This is a genomic window from Rhizosphaericola mali (genome assembly GCF_004337365.2).
Classification (GTDB): domain Bacteria; phylum Bacteroidota; class Bacteroidia; order Chitinophagales; family Chitinophagaceae; genus Rhizosphaericola; species Rhizosphaericola mali.
The window spans coordinates 1,251,230-1,274,084 of sequence record NZ_CP044016.1 but is presented as its reverse complement, the minus strand read 5'-3'; the positions used below and the strand labels follow the sequence as shown (position 1 = coordinate 1,274,084).

The window sequence follows — 22,855 nt, the reverse complement described above, 5'->3', positions numbered from 1 at the left end:
TAATGGCTTTAGGAGAATTCCAAACAAAGAGGTACAAAAACTGACCTAATTTACTTTTCCCTACGTCGGTATCAACCGAATCAGGTTCTAAGGGACTCTCTCAATTCTTTTCAGAATACCCCTAAAGCTAAATCGAATGTACTGAATATAAATTAAAATGTAGCTTTTCTTAAAATATTTAAAATTATTTTAAGCCTTAATTAGAAATAGAGATTGTAAATTTATACCTATCTGATTAATTTTATTTCTTCTCCGTCAAGTAGCGCCAATACCTCTTGGGTACATGACGTAAGTGTAACTTCATGTTTTTCCGAGCTTCAATATTGGTGCTTTTAAAATAAGATTTCCAAAGTTGTTGATATTTTTGTTCTTCAAGATCTAACACCACCACTTCATTGGACGGAATTATAGCGTTTGCATCAAGCTCTGAAATTTCTATTTCTGAAATTCCCGTCTTATCATACAAGATCCCATAATGTCTTTTTTCATCATATATAAGCCAAGTTTGATCCGTATATCTTTTGGTGAAGAAATCTATAATTAAAGGCAATACGTTGAAATCAGGCGCAATAACCGCAAAAAACATTCCGTTCGAGCTTTTTTCAAACCGTATAAAGGCTTTCATTCGGTGTCTTTCTCGTCCTACTTTTTTCAACGTTTGGGAAAAATAAAGCGCTTTTTCCTCTCCATAATTTTCCAAAATATTTTCTTTTTTTTGAAATATTTGAATGATAAGACCCAATGCATTTTGAATCGCAATTGGGTCTTCGGAAAGAAAGACACGAAAAAAATCTTTTGCACGACTTGCGTCCAAACTTTTGGTCAAGCCATCCAATACACGTTTTGCTTTTGCTTTATCCGAGACTATTGTTTTGGATAAGGCAAAAAAGTCAGGTGCAAATACTTTTTCAGTAATCAATTGTACATCAAACTCTCTTCTTTCAAAACATTCAAACACACAACATAAGAACCCTCCAAAGCTGCCGTCGTATATATACTGTATCATACAAATAATGACAGTTGTTGTTGTGGAAGATATTTCTGACTGGCCTTTGACTGTTGCAATATTTGTGCTCTGACCCAATCCATGGATGTGTGCCCGATGTTAATAATAGAATCTGCACAAGTGATAAAGTATTGCGCACGATTGTAGGCTATGCCCATTTTACGTAATTGATATTCGTGTAGGCGACCAAATTGTCTTGCCTTGATAATTTTCATCGCGGATTGACGTCCAATACCTGGAATCCTAATAATAGTACGAAAATTCGCCGTATTAATGTCAATAGGAAACAATTCTGGATGCCGTAAAGCCCAGGCAAGTTTCGGATCAATTTCCAAATCCAATTGGTGCTTGCTCTCATGGACGATCTCGTCCACTTTGAAATCATAAAAACGCATCAGCCAATCCGCTTGGTACAATCTGTTTTCGCGGATCAATGGCGGTCGTGTACCGATTGCTGGTAAGAGATTATTATCGCTGGATATCGGAATATATCCGCTGTAATAGACGCGTTTTAATTTATAGTTTTGGTAAAAATCATCTGCAACTTTCAATATTTCCAGATCTGATTCTGGTGTAGCACCGACGACCATTTGTGTACTTTGTCCAGCTGGAACAAATAAAGGTTTGTGCTTGATTAATTTTGATTCAGATTTGAAATTGCTAATTTGGTTTTGCACAAAAGCAAGCGGTTTTCTTACGGATGCATGGTCTTTTTCGGGTGCGACCATTTTTAAACCTTCCTCAGTTGGAATTTCGAGATTGATACTCATGCGATCCACATACAATCCTGCGTCTTGGATTAATTCTCCGCTCGCACCAGGAATTGTTTTTAGATGAATATAGCCATTGTAACGCTCTTCCGTCCTGAGTTTTTTGACGATTCTGAGTAGGCGTTCCATTGTGTAGTCGGCATTTTTGAAAATACCTGAACTCAAAAACAAACCTTCAATATAATTCCGGCGGTAAAAATTCATCGTCAAATCAACAACCTCTTGCACCGTAAATGCCGCACGCCTAACATCGTTACTTTTGCGACTTACACAAAATGCACAATCGTAAATACAATGGTTCGTCAACAAAATCTTCAACAACGAGACACAACGCCCATCTTCCGTATAACTGTGGCAAATACCTGAGAAAGATGCATCGCCTATACTGCCATTATTTTTACGTTTGCTACCGCTGGAACTACAACTAACATCATACTTTGCCGCATCTGCCAATATTTTTAGCTTTTCTTCGATTCGTTCCATATTAATTCTTGTTTCGAAATATAAAAATACTAATATTTTTAGCAATTAATACTAAAAAATAATATTTCATGAATATGCTTGTAAGTTAAAAAATACTTTTAGAATGGATTATAGCCCTATTTAATCGTTGAATTTTTGCATTTTTTATTTTATAATATTGGAGAACAATAATGACCAATATTTAATAAAAGCCAATTATTTGAAAAGTTGCTAAATTCTATTATTACTTAAAAATATCTCCTATAAATTATGTAAATGTTGCTTATCACAATATTAATAATCACAATTGCAAACTCTCCAAATCTATCAAACTAATAGCTTCTTTTTTTTGTATTTCCGCTATATTCTTGTAGAACTCATTCTACATAATAAATAAAAATTCGATTCTAATTTTGCCAGTAAATCAATCAAAATATTTCGTAATACGAAATCATTCTTAAACATACTATTATACTTCTAAATTTTACACTTGTATCATGTATTTTGTAAAAAAAATTGCATTTATCATTTTTTTATTAAGTTTTATTAATAATTGTTTTGGACAATCAGATATTACTATTTCTACGACTTTAACCAATCCTAATTGTAATGGAACTGCATCTGGATCAATTGTTGTGACCGCTTCTGGAGGCTCTGGTATTTACCAATACGAATTAAATGAATCAAATGCCGGAGGCTGGCAAAAAAGTGGTACATTCAATAATTTAATCGCGGGCACCTATCCTGTAAGTGTCAAAGATGCAAACAATAATTATAAAACTATCTATGTTACACTAACAGACCCTACTGCAGTCACTGCTAATGTAACTTCGACAACTGCATCATGTCAAGCCACAAATGATGCAACCTTAACAGTAACTGCATCTGGAGGAGCGGGCTCTTATAATTATTCTTGGAGTTACGGTGGCACCCCTATTAGTTCTACAGATACAAGATTTAAAAATTATAATACATCTACCATTACAGGACCTTCAGGAACATATACCATATCTGTAACGGATAAAAATAGTTGTAGTGGTGCTGTTAAATATTATAACGCAAGTACAATTCCTTTAACATCTGCAAGTTTTAACCAAGATGTTGTGGTTGAAAAATCGGCGGCCTTCCCAGTAATTAAAAATGGAAATAATGCTTATAATGTTACTTCAAAATTAGATAATGATGGTACAGGCTATGTTTTTTTTGAATCTGGCTATCCGAGTAATGGTTCTAATACAGATGGACTACCTCAAAATAATACAATTACAAGTACACAAGATAATTCGTTAACATATACACTTCAATCATATAGTGCAAATAATTCTGCACGAACATCAAATGGAGGCTCATCAACACTTCAATTAGCTACTCCCGCAGCATATGGCAAGTTGCTTATATTAGGTACTTCTGGAAGTGGGAGTTCAACCTATAGTTATTCAATTAATTTCAATGACAATACCTCATACGTTGGCACATTGAATAATAATGCCATAAATTACAGAGATTGGTATTCATCAACTGGATCAGATATATCGCTTAGAAATCTAAATAGGGTAAGATTAGATGCTACCAAGCAAACTGGCAATAATTATTCAATTTTTGAAGCGCCTATCATTCTTCCTCCTTCTTATTTTAATAAAACAATAAATTCCATCACCCTAACTAATACATCTAGTAATACCTCTGCTAGAGGAAATATTTTTGCACTCTCTGGCTTCAAAGCAAATGCAACATCTGCAATTGTTGGATATGCAGCTAGCGGAGTTACACAACCGTCAGTTACTATAAGTTCCACATTAGACTCTAGTACCAATTATTATTGTAAAGGACAATCCATAACATTCACAGCGACAACAGTTCATGGAGGAACAGCACCAACGTATTTGCTAGAGCAGTCAATAAATGGGAGGGCTTATACTCAAGTTGCTTCTAATGCTACAAGCAATACATATTCTTACACTCCAGCTGACACCACAACAACTTTTTCAATTAGAGTTACGGCAACGGCAAGTTCAGATGCAGGTTGTTTAACTAACACAACAAGTAACCAAACCATTTACACCGTCACTCAACATGCAATAAGCCCAACTGTTACTTCTAATGGACCAACGACTATTTGTCAGGGGACAAATGCTAATTACACGGTTGTTAATACTACAAATGGAGGTAACAGTCCTTCATTTACTTGGTATGACGGCTCAACTAGCGTAGGAACTGGAACAAGCTTAAATATCAATAATTTAACAAGCGGGACACATCAAATACAAGTAAAAATGTTGAGCAGCATTAGTTGTGCGTCCAATAATCCTATCATATCTACAATTAATACTACAGTTAATACATCACCAACACCTACTATAACTATTTCAAATACGAATGCATCCATTCCAATTACTTATGCAATTGCATCATCTTCTAATTTGGGAACAAATCCAAAATACCAATGGTTTTTAAATAATGATTCGATTACAGGAGCGACCTCAACAACTTATACTACTTCTACGACAACTTCAAGTGGAGATATTTATTCTTTGAGAGTTACTTCTAGTGCCACATGTGCTAATCCCGCAATTGTTATGAGTAATTATAGAACTGTAGCAACGGCTCTGCCTATTGTATTAAAATCATTTATAGCGACAGCTTATTCCAATAATATAACTTTAAATTGGCAAACAGCAACAGAAATAAATACAGATCGTTTTGAAATCTTACGCAAATATCAAGATAGTTCGGATTTTAATACCGTAGGTACTGTTAAAGCTACTAATAATTCAAGTGGTAGTACATATCAATTTATTGATTACCCAAGATTTGCAGGTACTTACCAATATCGATTAAAAAACTATGACTTTGATGGTAATTATCAACTATCAGATATTGTGTCTGTTTATTTTGGATTAAATGGTGCAAATAGCACAAATAAACTGTATCCAAACCCATTCAATGATAAATTAATCATCAATGTTAATAATACAAAGTCACAATCTGTGAATGTTATAATATATAATATGAATGGAAGCATAATTCAAACAAAAGGTATTCAATTAGCAAGTGGAGTACAAAATTTTGAATTGACAAATCTTTCAAATATACCATCTGGAGTTTATATCATTAAAATAATTGACCAGTCAAATAATCCAATAGCAACCTTCAACGCAATAAAAAAATAATATTTATCAAAATAAATAAATACAAAATCCTGATTATTTACATAGATAATCAGGATTTTGTGTAGAATTAAAATACGATAATTTAAATATTAATAAATATCTTAACTTAGTCAAAATAATTAAATAGGAAACGCAGCAGAATAAACCAAATTTATAAATTTTAAGAACCAATCTTGCGTCATACAGAAGATATCAGAACTTTTCTTGTAAAATTATTATTCTTAATATTTTTATTTTGTAAAAGCATGAATGTTGCTGCCCAAAATACAAAGTATTTAATTCAGAACTATACATCTAAAGATGGTCTTCCTCAAAATAGTGTTTTGGCAATACAATTTGATGTATTCGGATATTGCTGGTTGGCAACAGAAGCAGGAATTGTGCGTTTTGATAATCAGAAATTTCAAACTTATACATCCAAAGAAATAAAGGGTTTATCGTCCAATCGAATAAGATTTATTGTTCCAAGCAAGGCAGGTGCATTATATTTTTCCAATACAAACAAAGAATCTTATATAATAAATAACAATACCCAAATAAGGAGTTCATTTCCAATTAAAAGTTCCGAAAGACCAAGAATCTATTCCGATAACGGTTATAGTATACCTCAGAATCCATATTTAGACTCTATATTGATCGATGAAAAACCCAAAGATGAAAAGCCATTTTTACATAGTATAATCACATTATCCAATGGACAGATTTATTTTCATAATAACAACAATTTATTTTATTTATACAAAAATAAATACAAGAAAATACCCATTGATGATAAAGAATTTAGTAGTGAAACAGCTCTTAACGATACTTATTTTATCCAAATATTCAAATCGAATAGAATTCTACTTTGGAAAAATGGAAAATTAGAAAACAGAAAACAAAAAATATATGGGCCGATTTCAATAAACAAGCACTTTTTGAATGGCCGGTTTAAAATATTTTGGACAGCTCAAAACAACTATATAATTTCTAAAAATAATGTCTACGAAATTTATACAAAAAATGATTCCATTTTTTCTAAACTCATACTAGAAAATTTACAAATTCCTCATATAACTTCTTTTAATTATTTAAGTAAAGAAAATAAATATTTTGTAGGATCGTCAACCAATGGATTGTTTATTGTTACCCCTAATAAATTCAATTACTACCTATCAAAAAATGATAATAATTATGAAAATTATAATACGATAGTTAAGACTTCAAATGGTTCGATAATCGCAAACAATAATATTTTTAGTCCGAATGGAAACGCAAGCAAAATAAAATTTGATAATATTAGATATTTACATGCATATGTGAGTAAAAATGATGTAATATACTATGATGCTGATTTTAGATTAAATAAAATAAATATTCGGGATAAACAAAATATAGAAATTGACATTTTAAAAGGTCGTTTAAAAGCTTCCATAGTACGAAATAACATCCTTTATTTTCTTGAAAGCCATCGAGTTTTTATTTTAAAATATGACAAAATTGTTGAGCAGTATCACTTACCAAATAATATTGATGCAAATGGAATGATACCATACAACGGAGACACTGCAATATTATTTACTACAACAGGATTCTACAAATTCAATTTAGTAAATGGGAAAATGTATAAAGGTTGGCTAAAAAATCTACCTATAAGAACAATACATTTAGAAGATAAACATAGATGGTGGATAGCAACAGATGGCTTTGGCGCATTTTTATTCGATAATAATAATATCATACCTTTTTCTAATTATTTAGATAATTCCTTTAATTCCATTCATTCATTTATTGAAGACAAAAAAGGAAATTATTGGCTTCCTACTAATAATGGACTTTATGTTATCAATAAGCAAGTATTGTATGAAGGTCTAGTACATAATAAAAATTTATATTTTTTTCATTATAGTTACAAGGATGGATTAAAAAGTGATGAATTTAATGGATCTGGCAATCCTGCTTATTTATGGGCTAATAATGGAGAATTAATATTGCCAACAATCAACGGATTAGTACATTTTGACGCGAATAATATCCAACCAAATTTGCCTAAAAACAAAATATACATTGATAATATTATTGTTAATGATACTAGCTATCTTAGTATAAAAGATAAACTAGAGATTGCCCCAGATTTTTATAATTTAAGTTTTACCCTATCTAGTCCATATTTTGGAAATTTTGAAAATAACCCAATACAATATTTCATTGAAGGGCTTTCTAAAAAATGGGAGCCTGTCGACCGAAACGGTATAATTCATATCAATACACTACCAACAGGTAATTATACATTGAAAATAAGAAAGGCAACATCTATCGATGCTTTGAAATATGAAATAGATATAAAAATATCAGTACTTCCTTATTTTTATGAGACATGGTGGTTTAGGATGCTTTGTACAATAACTATAATTTTAATATTTTTAATATTTATTAGAATAAGAATACTTAAATTAAAAAGAATCAATAAAAAAATAGAACTTACTGTTGAAGAGAAAACTTCAGAATTAAGAAATAATATATTTACATTAGAAAAAACTAAAGAAAAGCTTAGAGTTTCTAATAATGTGAAAGAAAGAACTATTGCAATTGTACTTCATGACCTACGTTCTCCAATTCGATTTATTTCTATAATAAGTAAGGATTTATTGAAAAAAATAAACCAACAAAAAGATTCCTTTCCTCCAAATATTAGGAATAATATGGATGCATTGAACAAAAGTCTTATTTCTTTAGAGGAATATTCATTGCAATTTTTTTCTTGGGCAAAAAGTCAGCAAGATGATTTTCATGTAAATTATAGTTTCTTTTCTATTTATGGATTATTTAAAGAAATCGAAAACTTATACAAGGAAATTTTAATGGTACAAAATAATGAGTTAATCATCCCGCACACGGGCTTAATGGTCTATAGTGATCGTTTTATTTTATCCATTATTATTCGCAATTTAATTGATAATGCAAATAAAAATATGAAAGCTGGGGTTGTATATTTATCAGCTGAAATATTCGAAAATAAATTTCATATAATAATTGAAGATACAGGACCTGGAATTAACAAGATGGAATTAAAAAAATATTATAATAATGATTTTACAAATAGTAAAAAAGGAATGGGACACTCTATAATAATAGACTTGTTACCTAAAATACAAGCAACTCTAGATCTTGAAACAACAACTAAAGGAACTAAATTTAATATAACAATAAATCATCATCGACAATATGATATTTACGTGCAAGGTGACTCAACTCCATTAAACTAGTAACATTCAATTTAGAAAATATTCTGTTTTTGTATGTACTCGCTGTTGTTTTAGTAATATTTAACTTATTACATATCTCTAAATTTCCTAATCCCTTTAATAAATAAATCATGACTTCAAATTCACGAGAGGATAATTGAATAAAAAGGTTTTCTTCCATCTCCGTAGTTTCAATTTTATCCGCATTAGAAGAAACTCCAGATACAATATTTAAAATTGCTTTTTTTAATTCTTCATCAGATTCAGATTTTGAAATGTAATCACAAATGCCAATTTCTCTGAGTCTAGGAGCAAAAATCTCAGCAGGGTTTACACTAACAACTAGAATTTTTGTTTGTGGGTATTTGTCAACGATTTGCTTAATTAATTCAAAGCCATCCGTCATTGGCATATTGATATCTGTAATAAGTAAGTCGAAATTTTGATTTTCCATTTTAGTTAAAATTTCATACCCATTTGAGGCAAATTCGATATTGGGATTTGACTGTAATATTTCATTTACCAATATATCAAGGCCAATCCGAACTGGAAAGTGATCATCCGCAATAAGAATGTTTGAAGTCATATTATTAATAAAAAATATATAAAGTTTAACTTGACAATCAAAGATATTTAATATAAAGGAGATTTATCCTATCTAAAATTCAAAATACCGTTGATATATGGAATCAATAATTAGATACCGCTGTTTTAGGTTAACAAATGAAAAATTAAACGATTATGAAATATTGTCTTTATAATTTTTATTAATTCCAAATGATTTACATAGTAAAAATGCTGATAATATTTATCATTATAATACTTTAGTATTGGAAGTATTGTCTGGCATCTTTTAATTTTTAATACATTTGGAATAAGGTTAAAAAATTAAAATTTAATTTTTTAAGGTGTATTTTATCAATAGCCTTAGTTCATACAAATTCACCATTTTCTTATTTACTACTTTTTAGTTTATTGTTATACCATTTTATAAGAATACAATTTTGGGAAAAGCATAAAGGTGCATTTTTTGAACTAGAATTTACGTGCGCGAAATTTCGGAAATTTACTTGCAACTCAGAAGGAAAAACAAATAAAAAATTTGCCCAAAATATTATGCAATATTAAATTCAGTTAGGAATTACTTTATTCTTAATACTTTTTATATTAAATATGTTTTATTAATTTTAACAAATCTAATTGCCATATTTATGAACGAAAAACTCGTAAAATTTAACTATCATATTAATGAAATAGAAACTGAAATGTTCTTCAAAATGACAATTCAGTTATTAGAAATTAATATAGAAAACCCTGATTATACTATAGAAAGACTCATAAAAGATATACATTTAAGTCGTACCCAATTACATAGAAAAATTAAAGATAAAGTAGGAATATCTACTACTGATTTTATAAAAATATTTAAATTAAAAAAGTCGATTTCTTTTTTAGAAGAAGGTTATAATAGTTCAGAAGTTGCTTTCAAAGTTGGATTTGAAAGCCCATCCTACTATTCTAAGTGTTTCGGCGAATTATTTGGTTTATCTCCTACTAATTATCAAAAAAAACGTGTAAAGAATTTTTTTGCACCATTTCAAAATATAATAAAATACTAATTTTTTAAAGCTTTATAATCATTGAATAGATAAATAATCTCTTATAAGATTATACATATAGTCAATATTTCTATGATTACATTTTCATCAGAAATTTATTTTTTAGTATTAAAAAATGATAAATAGAATACTGGCTTTTAAAAATTATTTAGACTAAATAAAAGAATAGCAACGGCGTATTTAATCTTTTATCTTAATCTATATACGGCTAGAGTTTTCTAACTCTGGCCTCTTTTTATGATTAAAATTCAGTTTACGGTTTTCCGTAATATTAAGTAAAAAACCTGTCTTAATTTAGCAATTAGAAAAATATTAATAGTCGTTGACTAACCTGATTATATAACCCTAAACCTTTAAAAAACTAACTGCTTTCATTTATTCTATTTAACATTATTTTAGTGTTAAATAGATCCTTATTTAGATATTTTTGTTCGAAATGAATAGACTATGGCTTTAAAATTTAAAAATATCTCAGACGAAATATTAGATATATATAAAGACTTATTTGAGGCTGAGAAAGAACGAGAAGCAGCAATGATAACAGGAAATGTTGAGGTACTACAAAAATTATTGGCGGAGGATGCAATTTACATTCACTCTTCGGCTAAAGTAGACAATACTCAATCTTATATAGCCCCAATATTAGCTAAAAAAGTGCGTTATGATGTACTAGAGATTGAAATTTCTAGAATTATAAACATCAATGAAAATAAAATAGTCTTATTATATGGACAGGTACAGATTGAAGCTCTATTAGAAGGTAGTTATACCAAGCTCGACAATCTTTTCACTATGATATGGAAATTGGAAAACAATCAATGGGTAATGTATTCTTGGCAATCTACTAAAAAACTATAATAGAGTTTCCCCTATTATAATTGTAGAATTTTTCCATAAGCTAATGCGGCTTTATGAACTTGTATATTCCAATCTTCAGCTGCATTATCATCTGCTCCATCTGAAATATATTTCAAGCACAAAAATGGAATATTTTCTTTCATAGCAATCATTGCTAGAGCATAAGATTCCATATCAACGACATTGTAAATTGTTGGTTCATGTCCCATTTCAAAACTATCTCCAGTTCCACAGATCCCTATAGGCAATCCTGCGAAAGCAAGACCATATTCAATCACTATAGGCAATCCAGAAAGCGGCGTTTCGTATTGTGTATAACCTAAGCCTCGCACATCCATATCCCTTTGGACAAATTTTGTACAGCAAACAACTTCTCCTTTTTTAAAAAAATCACTACCCGCAGACCCCAAATTGATAATTAGTGATGGCTTTTTTAATTGAATCAATTTTGTCAATTCATAGGTAGCATTCACTTTTCCGATTCCTGTTATGAGTGTATTATATTGATCAAAAACGTCCGCGGCTTCTGTCGCTAGTGCAAATGAAAATAGGATATTATCAACGGGAAATTGATTTTCTGCATTTATATGAATCACGTGTTTCTTTTTATTTAGATTATTTTAAAAGTTGTTCTGTTTTGTCTAAAAATTTATCAATGGCATCTTTTATATTAATACCAGATCTTTCAGATAGTATTGTTAACCACCAAAAATTTTCACCTATTTTATGGATCAATTCATTTTCGGAATTCTCTTTTGGCCAACGCTTTTGCTGAGACATTATATTTCTACCAACCAAACCAGCATCTGTTAAGTAAGCCAACGCATCTTCTTCTATACTCCATTCACTTTTATGATGTAGTATTTCTAATTCATGATATTTTTTCCTTATTTCTAAAGATCGTTTAACTATTTCATCCAAATTATTACTACTCATTGTATATATTTTAATTTGATAAAGTAATCAATACTCCAGACTTTTCCAAAACTAAACGGCTTTCATCATCCAAATTTAGTAAATGAACCTCTTTATTTACCGATGCATATTTATTCAATATATTTTGTATTGCATCTATTCCAGACATATCCGCTATCCTACTCGATTTAAAATCAATTATAATACTTACTGGATCTGATTCAATTGTAAAAGCTTCTAGAAATGCCATGGTCGAGCCGAAGAATAAAGGACCTGAAATTGTATATTTTTTCTCGTTTGACGTATTTATAAAACTTGACACCCTTATTTTTTTTGCATTTTGCCATGCAAATACTAATGCAGATAAGATAACTCCAATCAAAACTGCTAGAGCTAGATTACTAAACAAAACAGTAATCAACGCAACGAGAATTCCGATGAATATATCTGCGAATGGCATTTTTCCAATAATTTTAAAACTTGTCCATTCAAAAGTTTCGATAGCAACCATAATCATTACTCCAGTTAATGCTGCCATAGGAACTTTGCTTATAAATGGAGCTCCTACTAATATAATGATTAAAATTGTTAACGATGCTATTATACCAGAAAGTCGAGCTCTAGATCCAGAGTTAAGATTGACCAATGTCTGTGCAATCATTGAACATCCTCCCATACCATAAAAAAAGCCATTGGTCATATTTGCAATACCTTGAGCAATGCATTCTCTATTACTATTTCCCTTTGATGCAGTTATTTCGTCCACAACATTCAGAGTTAACAAGCCTTCAGTAAGTCCAACACAGGCCATTACTAAAGAATAAGGGAAAATTAATTGCAAACTTTGCCAATTAAACGAAATTTTAGGAATATGAAAGGGGGGAAATCCGCCAGCAACTGACGCAATATCACCCACGGTCTTAGTTGGAATGTGAAATATATATACAATTGCAAATACCGCAAAAATGGCAACTAATGTTGGTGGAAATTTTTTAGTGATTTTGGGAAAAATCCACACTACCAATATAGTCAATATCACCAATGTCATCATTAGCCATAATTCATTACCATGCATCCACTGCGAATGTCCATCCACATTTATTTTAAACTGATGTATTTGGGCCATGAAGATTACAATTGCTAACCCATTTACAAAACCATACATCACAGATTTTGGAACAAGGCATATAAATTTACCCCATTTCATTATACCTATAAATAATTGTATCAATCCAGCTAGAACTATTGCAGCAAAAACATATTCCAATCCACTTTTTTGCATTAATGCGATTAAGACAATCGTTGTTGAACCAGCACCTCCAGAAATCATTCCAGGTCGACCACCTAATATCGAAGTAATTAACCCCATAATAAATGCTGCATACACACCCATTAAAGGTGGAAACCCCGCTAAAATGGCGAAAGAAAGAGACTCTGGAATCATAGTCATAGCGACTGCAAATCCAGAAAATAATTCATTCTTATAATTAATTTTTTGTGTAAAATCAAATAACCGGATTCCTGACATTATATTTATATAGATTGAAATCGCCAAAATTACAAAAACTTCAACTAGAAAGGTAAAGATCAATTTATGAGATTATAGAAAAACAACTGTACCTATTAAAAAAATTGACTGATTAGAACAACAAAATGATTGTTTTGCTCAACAAGGTAACTAACAAAGTATTTTAGTTTTGTAAAAAATTATATGAGTAAGTTAAAAGAGATCGTAATACGATTCAATAAAGAAGTAATTGAAGCGGGAAATCATAATTCTTTTAGTGAATTAATAGATCCTAATTTTATAAATCACTCAGCACCTTTAAATTCTCAAGGGCCAGAGGGTATGATTTATACCTTTAATCATATTCTTCGTCCTGCCATTTCTCAACTAACCGTGACTATTTTACAACAAATTGAAGAAGAAGACCTCGTTACAACTAGAAAACAAATAAATGGCATTTTAACAGGGCAATTATTCGATGTACAGCCAACTAATCAACCTATCAAGATTGATATTATCGATATTGTAAGAATAAAAGACGGTAGGTATTTTGAACATTGGGGATTAAATACCCTATCATCAATAGTTGCACAATTAAAAGATATACAAAAATCAAATACATTGGATTGAGTCTTTGTATTTACGCGGAGAAATACCATATTCTTTCTTAAATGCATTGGAGAAACTTGACAAGGATTCATATCCAATTTGTTCAAATATAGTAGACAGATTCTCTCTACTTAATTGTAAAAGTATTTTGGCTTTTTCCAATCGCTTTTTGAGTATCCATTTTTGAGGTGTCATATGGTAATATTCAATAAATTTTCGTTTAAATGTTGACATACTCATGTGACATAGGAAAGCCATCTCAGTTAAAGTTATATTTCTAAAAGTGTATAGTTCAACTATTTTTACTAAATCTTGAGCCTTATTTATTCTAGTTTGAATATTAAATGCCAACATTGTTTGAGGATATATTTGGAATAAATGGAGAAATAATTCATCAAACTTTATTTGTTTAACTTCTTTCGAAAAATAGATATCATTACTCAATAATAACTGAATGGACTGGCTAATACTTTTTAAAATTAAGTCCTGCTTTAAAACTGTAAAAGTTTTTTTTTCTGGAATAACATAGTCATTTTCTATATAGCGAGCAAAAAAATTATTGTACGTACTATCTGAAAAATATAATATTATACTTTCAAAAGAAGTTTTATCTGTAATAATATCAGATGTCAATATATGACCATGATGTAGGACAAATAATTCATCTGAATGAACAATCATCTCTCCATCACTACATTTAATCGACTTACTACCAGAAATAATCATTTGCAGCATATTTTTATTCAGTGATATTTTGCTATTTATATGAGCAATATCAGATGTATACCTTCGAATGATGATTTCATCTGGAGCATGCAACGTATCTTTTATAAAATCTTCTGGGAGTTGATATATAATATCCATCGTTCAGCTTAAATATGCAATAAAGAATTTCAATAAATCCAATATAAAACAATTCCTTGATTTAATCCATCTGCGATTCGTTTTATATTGGATTTTAAGATTCTATTCCTTTGGTTTAAAACTAAATATGTAAAATGGAGGATTTCTCAAGTCTTTTCCGTTAGACATCATTGGTAGACTTCCCACCTGCGCAATCGCAATGTAAAATGTTCCATCTTCGGAGATACTCAACGCATCAGGCCATTTAATCCGATCATCCTGTAAAATCCATTTGGTCTTTTTGTCCTGTCCGACACAACGAATAGAACCATTTTTAACTTCACCCAAATATAAATTTCCTTTTTTATCCATGATCAATCCGCCAATCGGATTCATAGTTATATAAACAGAAATACGCTTTTCTAGTTCGGGTGTAGTAAGCGTTTCATTACGCAAATCGGCAGTCGCAACTTGATATAAATTAGGACCAAATGGACTACTAAAATATAAAGTATCACCTGCTGGGTTCAGTTCTACTTGATCTGCATTAAGTACAGGTGCTTTACCAGGACTTGCTTCCAATATTCTACCAAAATATTCTGGGTGAATACTGGTATCTGCTTTTGTCAGTTTAGAATCCAATAATAGTCGTCTAAATTTCTTTGTTTTTTTATTCAAAACAAAAATAGAGCCTTGTGTAGATTCTGTAATATACACCCAATCTCCTTTGATGCGAATGTCATTAAAATGCGTATTTCCGGGCACCATTTCCGTTGGTACGATATAAGTTTGGATGACTTTGTTGGTATTCACATCCATTTCTACCAATTTCTCCGCACCTTTAATATTCGCACCGAAATTAGGATCTCCGGGATCAACCGCCCACAAATGGTTGTCTTCCTTATTGATATAAATGGCATTCAACGAAACAAATGCCTTCAGTGGATCATTTCCTTTTTTCCAACTATTCCATTCTTTATTTGGATAGGGCACTTGACTGCCGTCTTTCTTAATTTCTACAATCGACGGATAATCCCCTTTGTCAAATCTTGGAAATTCGGCAAATAATCGACCATCATTGGATATCGCAACACCATTCCAATTATTTTTATATGTTTCTGCAATGAGATTTAATTTAGGAGGATCTGTTTGCGCTTGAATGGTAGTCAAAAATACCATTCCAAATATGAGTGAAAATAGAGCTGTTTTTGAATTATAAATTATTTTTTTTCTCATAATGATTACTAATTTAAACTGAAAACATTTTCAGATAAATACAAAATTCTACCTAATTAAGTTAATAAAATAGTACAAATAAGCTTAAAATATGTATAATTCATAGTATCTAAGAGACTACATATAAAAAGCGTCAACAATTTGAAACAAATTGTTGACGCTTTTTACAAAATTTAGTAATACTATTTTTCGAAATCGTAGAAATTCAAACCTACATTTTCGTTTTTAACTTTAATAATTTTACTATCTACAGGGTAAACATATAATTCACCAGCGCCACGTATTTTCCCATCTAACAAATGTCCTGCTAATGCGGAATAATCACTTCTACCAAGAGTAACATGTAAGTGTAACATTGGTTTGTCTAAAACTTCAGAAATATTACCTGTTATATTGCTCACTTCCATTTGTTCGGAAAATTTTTTGTCTACATAATTTTTTGTTGTAGGATCAAAAAAGCGAAGTGTTGCTTCATTTATAGCTCCGATACCGACAATACTTCCTGCTGTAATTTTCTCACTTTTTACAAAATCCGTTAAATCTTCTAGTATACTCGTTTTATCATTAAGACTAACTATATAAGTTGTTCCTACTTTTCTAGCAGTCCAACCATTTCCTTTTATAAAGGATTGTGCATTTACTTGTGTCATAATCGTTAGAATTAAAATAGTGATAAATGTTCTTAGTTTCATAATATTAAAATTATTGATGAATAATCTGACGCTAAATCGTCACTTGCTTATCAGGAAATACACGACTCCATATGAAAATTTCCACCGATTTACGTAAACCATTTATCCTAAATGGATCTTGTAAACAAATTTTTTCTACTTCTTCTTTTGAGTCTGCTTTTATTATCCAAATAGAACCTTGAGCAGCACCACCTTCTTCTAAAAATAAGGTTCCTGGGATTAAAATTTGATCTGTATATTTAGCTAAAAAAGCTTTATGATCAGCAGTAAATTCTTGGCGAACCGCTAATTTATCTGCATGATCTTGGCTTCTGACTATAAAAAACATATAGATTAATTTAAAATTTTCAACACATCGATAGTAACATCGGCTTTACCAGTAACAGAGGCGATCAATTCTTTGAAATGCTCAGTGGAATTGTGAAAATCAATAGCTTCTTGTGATTTCCATTCTTCTAAGATAACTACGACATTTTCATCTTCGACACTTTCAGTCAAGTCATAGTAATTATTACCTTCTTCTGCCCGAGAGGGTCCTTGACATTTTAGTACAGCATCAATTATGGTTTGTTTCGTTTCTGGTGTTACTACAAATTTTGCTACAATTTTTAATGTTTTCATATTATTGATTTTAAAGATTAAATTTATTTTTTAATAGGACCATCACTGACTTTCTTACCATCTTTCCAAACTTGATATATTTTTCTAGTATTTTTAATATTATCAAGAGGATTGGCATTTAAAATTAGCAAATCGGCCACCTTTCCGGCTTCAATCGTTCCGAAATCTTGGTCAATATGAATGGCTTTTGCCGCATTGCCTGTAGCCACTTCTATTGCTTCCATAGGTGTTAATCCTGCTTCTGTCATTAATTGTAATTCCAAATGTTCTGAAAAACCCTGTGCTCTTACAAACATTGCTCCAGAGTCTGTTCCCAATGCTATTAATATACCGGCATCATACAACTTCTTCAAATTTTTCATTGCAATTTCTAATGCTTTTACTTTTGTATTAAATAGAGGATCATTCTTTATCTTATCTTGATAAGCTTGCGAAGTGATCAATTCATACACACCAGGCTCCAATGAGGCTTTGAAAAATGGATCATTTTGCCATTCAGTTTTTTTAGCATATATGAAAGCGAATTCATCTAACGATAATGTCGGAATATAAATTACACCTTTTTGCTTCATTTCTTGTATCAACTGATCATCAATAATGGAGTCTCTAATACTATGTCCTAAGATATCTACACCATCTTGTACAAGTCTATGTGCGTCGGATAAATAATATACATGGGCAGCGACTCTTAAATTCCGTTTATGTGCTTCCGCAATGATAGCCTTATATATTTCAGGTTTCATTTTAATCTTATAAGTACCGTTAAAGTCATCTAGCCACATCTTTACCAATTCTGGCTTATAAGCTTTTATACTATCCAACTCGCGAGGTATCTGATCTATTGCAGTAGGTCTGAAAACTTGATCCATAGCCATAGGTAAGGGAGGTGCACCATTCACCGCACCAAACCCAATAGCAGCAGTATGTATGCGCGCGCCCGGCAAAAGCCCGGCTGCACTTGAATCACGAATACCAGAGTCAAATAAAAATGGACGATCAGTACCCATGACCATAATATTGTTAACGCCGTAATTAGTATATTTTTCTAACTGATATAGAATGTGATCTCTTGTATAAAATTTCGCATTGGACTCTGTACCTTCTACATTTCCAATATGTACGTGATCTGAAATTAATGAAGGCATGATAGTTTTTCCTTTCAAATCGATTTCTTTAACGCCAGCGGCCGTCAAATTCGTACCAATTTTAATAATCTTCTTACCCTCTATAAGGATATCAGCATTCTTCTCGACACCTCCCTTTCCATCAATGATAGTTGCGTGTTTTAGGATTACATTATCCTGAGCATGTACAAGTTGACTAGCGCTTAGGAAAATGGATACGAAAAAGGGTAAATGTTTCATATATTTTATTTATTTTTCAAAGGTCATGATATTTTATTATAGTTATCTATTCTTTGTTTGTATAATATCTATCGTTAAAACCGATAATAAACTATCTTTATCACAAATAACAACAAAATGGAATTAAGACAGTTGAGATATTTTGTAAATATAGTGGACACTATGAGTTTTACAATGGCATCCAAACAACTTTATATATCACAAAGTACACTTTCTCAGCAAATAATTCAACTGGAAGATGAATTGGCAGTGAAGTTATTTAATCGAAATGGCAAACATATCTCGCTTACTGAAGAGGGACGTTATTTTTATCCTTATGCAAAGGATTGCATCCAAAAGACAAAAGATGCAATTACCATTTTGGAGGAGTTGAAGAAAAACAATACAGGAGAAATAAGAATAGGAGTGACTTATGCATTTAGAAAAGTTATTGCAAATGCGCTCATTGCCTTTTATAAAAAATACCCCAATATTAAAATCATAGTTCATTTTGGTTCTTCAAATGAAATGTTAGAAAAATTGAGTCGCGATTTGGTAGATATTCTAATTACGTTTGACTTTAGCTTGGATAGTATTCAATTTGATAAACAAGTTTTATTTGAAACCCCAATTTGTTTAGTGGTTCCAAAAACACACATGTTATCAAAAAGGAAAGACATTAGTTTGCGCGAATTGGCTAATGAGAAGTTAATAGTGCAAAGTAAAAATTTTCATACATGGGATTTTGTCCATCAAAGTTTTAGACAACAAAATCTTTGCCCTAATTTTATCATGGAAGTCAATGATAATCCAACGTTGTTAGAATTAATAAAAAATGATATTGGCTTTGGGATAATGGCACAAACTGCTATTGAAAAGGAGGAATATTTAATTGCTATTCCAATTGAAGGCTTAGATATGAAAAGAAAAGTCTCTGCCATTCGGTTAAAAAATATTTATTTGTCTGAAAAACTTCAATATCTGTGTAATTTAATTCAGCAGAATTTTTCCGATACCCATTAACATGATTAATATATCGCAAATACAATTGAGTGATACATCTTCTTAACTTTTTCACGAAATCGAAAGTTGCTTTCTTTTGAGATCCACAACCTACTGTAACAATTATTAAAGCAAAAAATGCAATTTTATACAACCCATTTTCTGGAAAAAAGACGGTACAATTAAGCATATATTATCTTTAAAAATCTAAATATTTACTATGTTCTATTGGTGAAATGGAGATCACTATCCAAAAATTGACTGCCCAAAAAAGTGAAATAATGATCATCAAAATCTAGGCGGGCAGCACATTGGCAAAATTAAATATATTTAGGCTTCCATTATTCATATACCTATACTCTATATCAAGCCCAAAAATAAGCAATGAAATATAAAGCAATCAACGGCAAAATAACTTGCACTAAGAACTATAAATACGTTAAAAAATTATTTAAATAACCCCTGACTACAATTTAAAATAAGAAATAAGAGTACCTTTTCCTTACTAAAAACTTTCCGTTGTTAATTCCATATTTACCATAGCGCCAACCAAATTACCAGAACCTACAGCATTCGCTACAGTTCTAGCCATAGAAGCACAATCGCCACAAGCAAAGACGCCTGGAATATTGGTTTTATATGATGTATCCACTTTTATATGTCCTATTTCTGTAAAGTCGCAACCTAATAGCAATGGTATATTTGAATTTTGTTCGAATGGAATTGCAGCATAGACCGCTTTAAATGCTATTAGTGAACCATCATTAAAAATAACGTTTTTTACTTGTCCATTCTCATGTTCAATTTCTACTATTTCATTTTCAACTATAGTTATATTATGTACTGCTAGTTTGGATAATTGTTCATTCGTAAAATTGGATTTTCCATTCGTCAATATAGTGATATTGCCTGTCAAATTATTTACTAAACTAGCCACATGAAAACCACGATCTCCATTCGCTATAATTCCAGTTTTTTCACCTTTCACCTCGTAACCATGACAATAAGGGCAATGAATAACAGAAATACCCCAACAATCGGAAAATCCTCGAATATCAGGCATTACATCTTTAATACCTGAGGCCAAAATAAGTTTTTTACAACTATAAATATTACCAATAGTCGTTTGAACTTCAAAGCCGAACTCATTTTTTTGAGCAGTAATAGCCTCTTCATATTTCAGTGTTACAGTTGCATATTTCAAAACTTGCTCTTTTGCCAAACTTGCAATTTTCATAGGCGCATCTCCATCATGTGTGATAAAATTATGAGAATGCGGCGTTTGTCTATTGCAAGGTTTATTCGTATCTAAAATCAATACCTTTCTCAATGAACGTCCCAATGCCATCGCTGCAGATAAACCCGCATAACTCCCACCAATAATAATTACGTCAAAATTGTTTTTATTCATCGTTTAAATTTTTCCAATCTTTTGCAAAGATAAAGAAAAACTATTAACCGCAACTTAGTTGCATTTATGAATTAAAATTCATTAAAAAATAATAAGTGTGGAAAAAATAATTGTTAAATTAAAAAAGTCTACTACTTTTGTAGACAATTAAAAGAGACACTTTTGAAAAAAATTGTTATAATTACTACGTACATTTTAAGCTCGTTAGTTTACAATAAGGTTTCGGCTCAAAAAATAAATATTGTTTTTGTTCTCGCAGATGATATGGGCTATGGAGACGTTGGATTCACTGGTCAAAAAAAGATACAAACGCCTTTTCTTGACTCTCTATCCAAACAAGGAATTTTATTTAATGACTTTTATGCAGGCGCGCCAGTATGCTCACCTTCAAGATTTATGTTAATCACAGGTAGAAATGCAGGGCATGCAACGATTAGGGGAAATGCAACGATTCAAGGTGGCACAATAGGTTATAAAGGAAATTCTATAGTTAAGCGTGCAAATATTTTACCTCAAGACTCAACCATTGGCAACATTATGCAGTCCGCGGGATATATGACGGCATTAATGGGGAAATGGCATATTGGAGGTTATGATTCTTTAGCTACACCCATCCAACATGGTTTTCAGACATTTAAAGGATGGTTAATCAATCAGCCAGAAACGTATGCAAGTACTTACTGGCCCGCTAAATGGATACATCAAACTACATTAATAGATATACCACAAAATCAAAATAATAGTAAAGGTTATTACACCTGTGATATTATAACAGATGATGCTATTTCCTATTTAAAAGAGAGAAAACAAGATCAAAAACCTTTCTTTTTAATGGTTAATCATTCCAATCCTCACTCTCCACTTGATGCGCCAGTCGCCCCAATTTATAAGGATAGTGTATGGACAAATGAAGAAAAAACCTATGCTTCGATGGTGAGTAACGTAGATGCTTCCGTCAAAAAAATCACAGATTACTTAGTATCCTCTGGTTTGGATAAAAATACGATTGTTATTTTCACTTCTGATAATGGACCAAGATCCGAACCGACGAAACAATTAACAGCAATAGCAGAATTTTTTAACTCTAGTGGACCATTAAGAGGTTATAAAAGAGATTTAACGGAAGGTGGAATTAGAGAGCCATTCATTTTATGGTCCAATAATAAAAATGTTGAAAAAAGAAAGCAAATCAATACTCCACTATATTTCCCAGACATACTACCGACCTTGGGCGGTATTGCAAACTATGCAAATACTAAAAGTTATAAAACAGAAGGTACTGATTTCTCTAGTTTAATATTTTCTAAACGTGAAAATAAAAAGCTGTCAGAGCGACCTTTATATTGGGAATTTTTTGAAGGTGGATTTGTACAAGCCATTAGATATAAAAATTGGAAAGCTATTATAAAAAATAATAATATAGAACTATATGATCTATCCAAAGACATACATGAAGACCATAATATTGCATCACAAAACCCAAAAATCATTCAAAAAATAAAAGATATCTTACTACATAGTAGAGAAGAATCGCCTTACTGGCCAACAAAAGAATCTTCATAAAATG

Annotated in this window: 20 protein-coding genes and 1 riboswitch; of the genes, 7 read left to right on the top strand and 13 right to left on the bottom strand. The window is 31.0% G+C overall.

The genetic code is table 11. From position 1 onward, the window contains the following. Positions 1–40: 40 nt before the first annotated feature. Positions 41–133: riboswitch (TPP riboswitch) on the bottom strand. Positions 134–241: 108 nt separating this feature from the next. Together E0W69_RS05515 and E0W69_RS05510 are read right to left on the bottom strand one after the other, a co-directional pair. Then, complete coding sequence (locus E0W69_RS05515; protein ID WP_131329031.1) at positions 242–1,006, bottom strand: TIGR03915 family putative DNA repair protein; 765 nt, start codon at positions 1,004–1,006, stop codon at positions 242–244. Next, positions 1,003–2,259, bottom strand: a complete 1,257-nt coding sequence (locus E0W69_RS05510) for a putative DNA modification/repair radical SAM protein (RefSeq protein ID WP_131329030.1) — start codon at positions 2,257–2,259, stop codon at positions 1,003–1,005. Before E0W69_RS05510 ends, E0W69_RS05515 begins: the two co-directional genes overlap by 4 nt. Before the next feature lie 476 nt (positions 2,260–2,735). On the opposite strand from E0W69_RS05510, the gene E0W69_RS05505 reads away from it, so the two are divergent. Continuing rightward, positions 2,736–5,408, top strand: coding sequence for a T9SS type A sorting domain-containing protein (locus E0W69_RS05505; RefSeq protein ID WP_131329029.1), 2,673 nt, complete (start codon positions 2,736–2,738; stop codon positions 5,406–5,408). A 173-nt stretch (positions 5,409–5,581) separates the two neighbouring features. Beyond that, the gene (locus E0W69_RS05500) at positions 5,582–8,653 is read left to right on the top strand and encodes a ligand-binding sensor domain-containing protein (protein WP_150926004.1); all 3,072 of its coding nucleotides are present in this window, start codon (positions 5,582–5,584) and stop codon (positions 8,651–8,653) included. Here E0W69_RS05500 and E0W69_RS05495 read toward each other — a convergent pair. Next, positions 8,583–9,218, bottom strand: a complete 636-nt coding sequence (locus E0W69_RS05495; RefSeq protein WP_131329027.1) for a response regulator — start codon at positions 9,216–9,218, stop codon at positions 8,583–8,585. The two genes, E0W69_RS05500 and E0W69_RS05495, sit on opposite strands and share 71 nt — an antisense overlap. A gap of 625 nt (positions 9,219–9,843) precedes the next feature. On the opposite strand from E0W69_RS05495, the gene E0W69_RS05490 reads away from it, so the two are divergent. Together E0W69_RS05490 and E0W69_RS05485 are read left to right on the top strand one after the other, a co-directional pair. Further along, positions 9,844–10,251 (top strand): helix-turn-helix domain-containing protein, encoded by a 408-nt coding sequence (locus E0W69_RS05490; protein ID WP_131329026.1) that lies wholly within the window; start codon positions 9,844–9,846, stop codon positions 10,249–10,251. 447 nt (positions 10,252–10,698) lie between these two features. Next, on the top strand, positions 10,699–11,109 hold the full coding sequence (locus tag E0W69_RS05485) for a nuclear transport factor 2 family protein (protein ID WP_131329025.1): 411 nt from the start codon (positions 10,699–10,701) through the stop codon (positions 11,107–11,109). 14 nt (positions 11,110–11,123) lie between these two features. Here E0W69_RS05485 and E0W69_RS05480 read toward each other — a convergent pair whose 3' ends face one another. From E0W69_RS05480 to E0W69_RS05470, 3 genes are read right to left on the bottom strand one after another with little or no spacing between them, the layout of a single operon-like run. Further along, positions 11,124–11,705: a 5'-methylthioadenosine/S-adenosylhomocysteine nucleosidase family protein gene (locus E0W69_RS05480; protein WP_131329024.1), complete on the bottom strand. Its 582-nt coding sequence runs from the start codon at positions 11,703–11,705 to the stop codon at positions 11,124–11,126. A gap of 19 nt (positions 11,706–11,724) precedes the next feature. Then, positions 11,725–12,045 (bottom strand): nucleoside triphosphate pyrophosphohydrolase family protein, encoded by a 321-nt coding sequence (locus E0W69_RS05475; RefSeq protein ID WP_131329023.1) that lies wholly within the window; start codon positions 12,043–12,045, stop codon positions 11,725–11,727. Positions 12,046–12,055: 10 nt separating this feature from the next. Then, complete coding sequence (locus tag E0W69_RS05470) at positions 12,056–13,552, bottom strand: SulP family inorganic anion transporter (protein ID WP_131329022.1); 1,497 nt, start codon at positions 13,550–13,552, stop codon at positions 12,056–12,058. A 183-nt stretch (positions 13,553–13,735) separates the two neighbouring features. Here E0W69_RS05470 and E0W69_RS05465 point away from each other — a divergent pair, with 183 nt between their 5' ends. Further along, positions 13,736–14,161, top strand: a complete 426-nt coding sequence (locus tag E0W69_RS05465) for an ester cyclase (RefSeq protein WP_131329021.1) — start codon at positions 13,736–13,738, stop codon at positions 14,159–14,161. On the opposite strand, the gene E0W69_RS05460 is transcribed toward E0W69_RS05465, so the two are convergent. The 6 genes from E0W69_RS05460 to E0W69_RS05435 form a co-directional block, all read right to left on the bottom strand. Continuing rightward, on the bottom strand, positions 14,144–15,004 hold the full coding sequence (locus E0W69_RS05460; RefSeq protein ID WP_131329020.1) for a helix-turn-helix transcriptional regulator: 861 nt from the start codon (positions 15,002–15,004) through the stop codon (positions 14,144–14,146). The two genes, E0W69_RS05465 and E0W69_RS05460, sit on opposite strands and share 18 nt — an antisense overlap. Before the next feature lie 102 nt (positions 15,005–15,106). Beyond that, positions 15,107–16,219, bottom strand: coding sequence for an L-dopachrome tautomerase-related protein (locus E0W69_RS05455; RefSeq protein WP_131329019.1), 1,113 nt, complete (start codon positions 16,217–16,219; stop codon positions 15,107–15,109). Between the two features lie 182 nt (positions 16,220–16,401). After that, complete coding sequence (locus tag E0W69_RS05450; RefSeq protein ID WP_225321405.1) at positions 16,402–16,911, bottom strand: PPC domain-containing DNA-binding protein; 510 nt, start codon at positions 16,909–16,911, stop codon at positions 16,402–16,404. Positions 16,912–16,942: 31 nt separating this feature from the next. After that, positions 16,943–17,239, bottom strand: coding sequence for a YciI family protein (locus E0W69_RS05445; protein WP_131329018.1), 297 nt, complete (start codon positions 17,237–17,239; stop codon positions 16,943–16,945). Between the two features lie 5 nt (positions 17,240–17,244). Further along, positions 17,245–17,532 (bottom strand): putative quinol monooxygenase, encoded by a 288-nt coding sequence (locus E0W69_RS05440; RefSeq protein WP_131329017.1) that lies wholly within the window; start codon positions 17,530–17,532, stop codon positions 17,245–17,247. Positions 17,533–17,555: 23 nt separating this feature from the next. Next, on the bottom strand, positions 17,556–18,896 hold the full coding sequence (locus tag E0W69_RS05435) for an amidohydrolase family protein (RefSeq protein ID WP_131329016.1): 1,341 nt from the start codon (positions 18,894–18,896) through the stop codon (positions 17,556–17,558). Positions 18,897–19,013: 117 nt separating this feature from the next. Here E0W69_RS05435 and E0W69_RS05430 point away from each other — a divergent pair, with 117 nt between their 5' ends. Next, a complete protein-coding gene (locus E0W69_RS05430) occupies positions 19,014–19,898 on the top strand; it encodes a LysR family transcriptional regulator (protein WP_131329015.1) in 885 nt (294 codons plus the stop codon). A gap of 484 nt (positions 19,899–20,382) precedes the next feature. Here the strand turns inward: E0W69_RS05430 and E0W69_RS05425 are convergent, their stop codons facing one another. Then, entirely contained in the window at positions 20,383–21,288 is a 906-nt protein-coding gene (locus E0W69_RS05425; protein ID WP_131329014.1) for an NAD(P)/FAD-dependent oxidoreductase, read from the bottom strand. 162 nt (positions 21,289–21,450) lie between these two features. Between E0W69_RS05425 and E0W69_RS05420 the strand changes: the two genes are divergently transcribed. After that, positions 21,451–22,851: a sulfatase-like hydrolase/transferase gene (locus E0W69_RS05420; protein ID WP_225321404.1), complete on the top strand. Its 1,401-nt coding sequence runs from the start codon at positions 21,451–21,453 to the stop codon at positions 22,849–22,851. Positions 22,852–22,855: the final 4 nt, after the last annotated feature.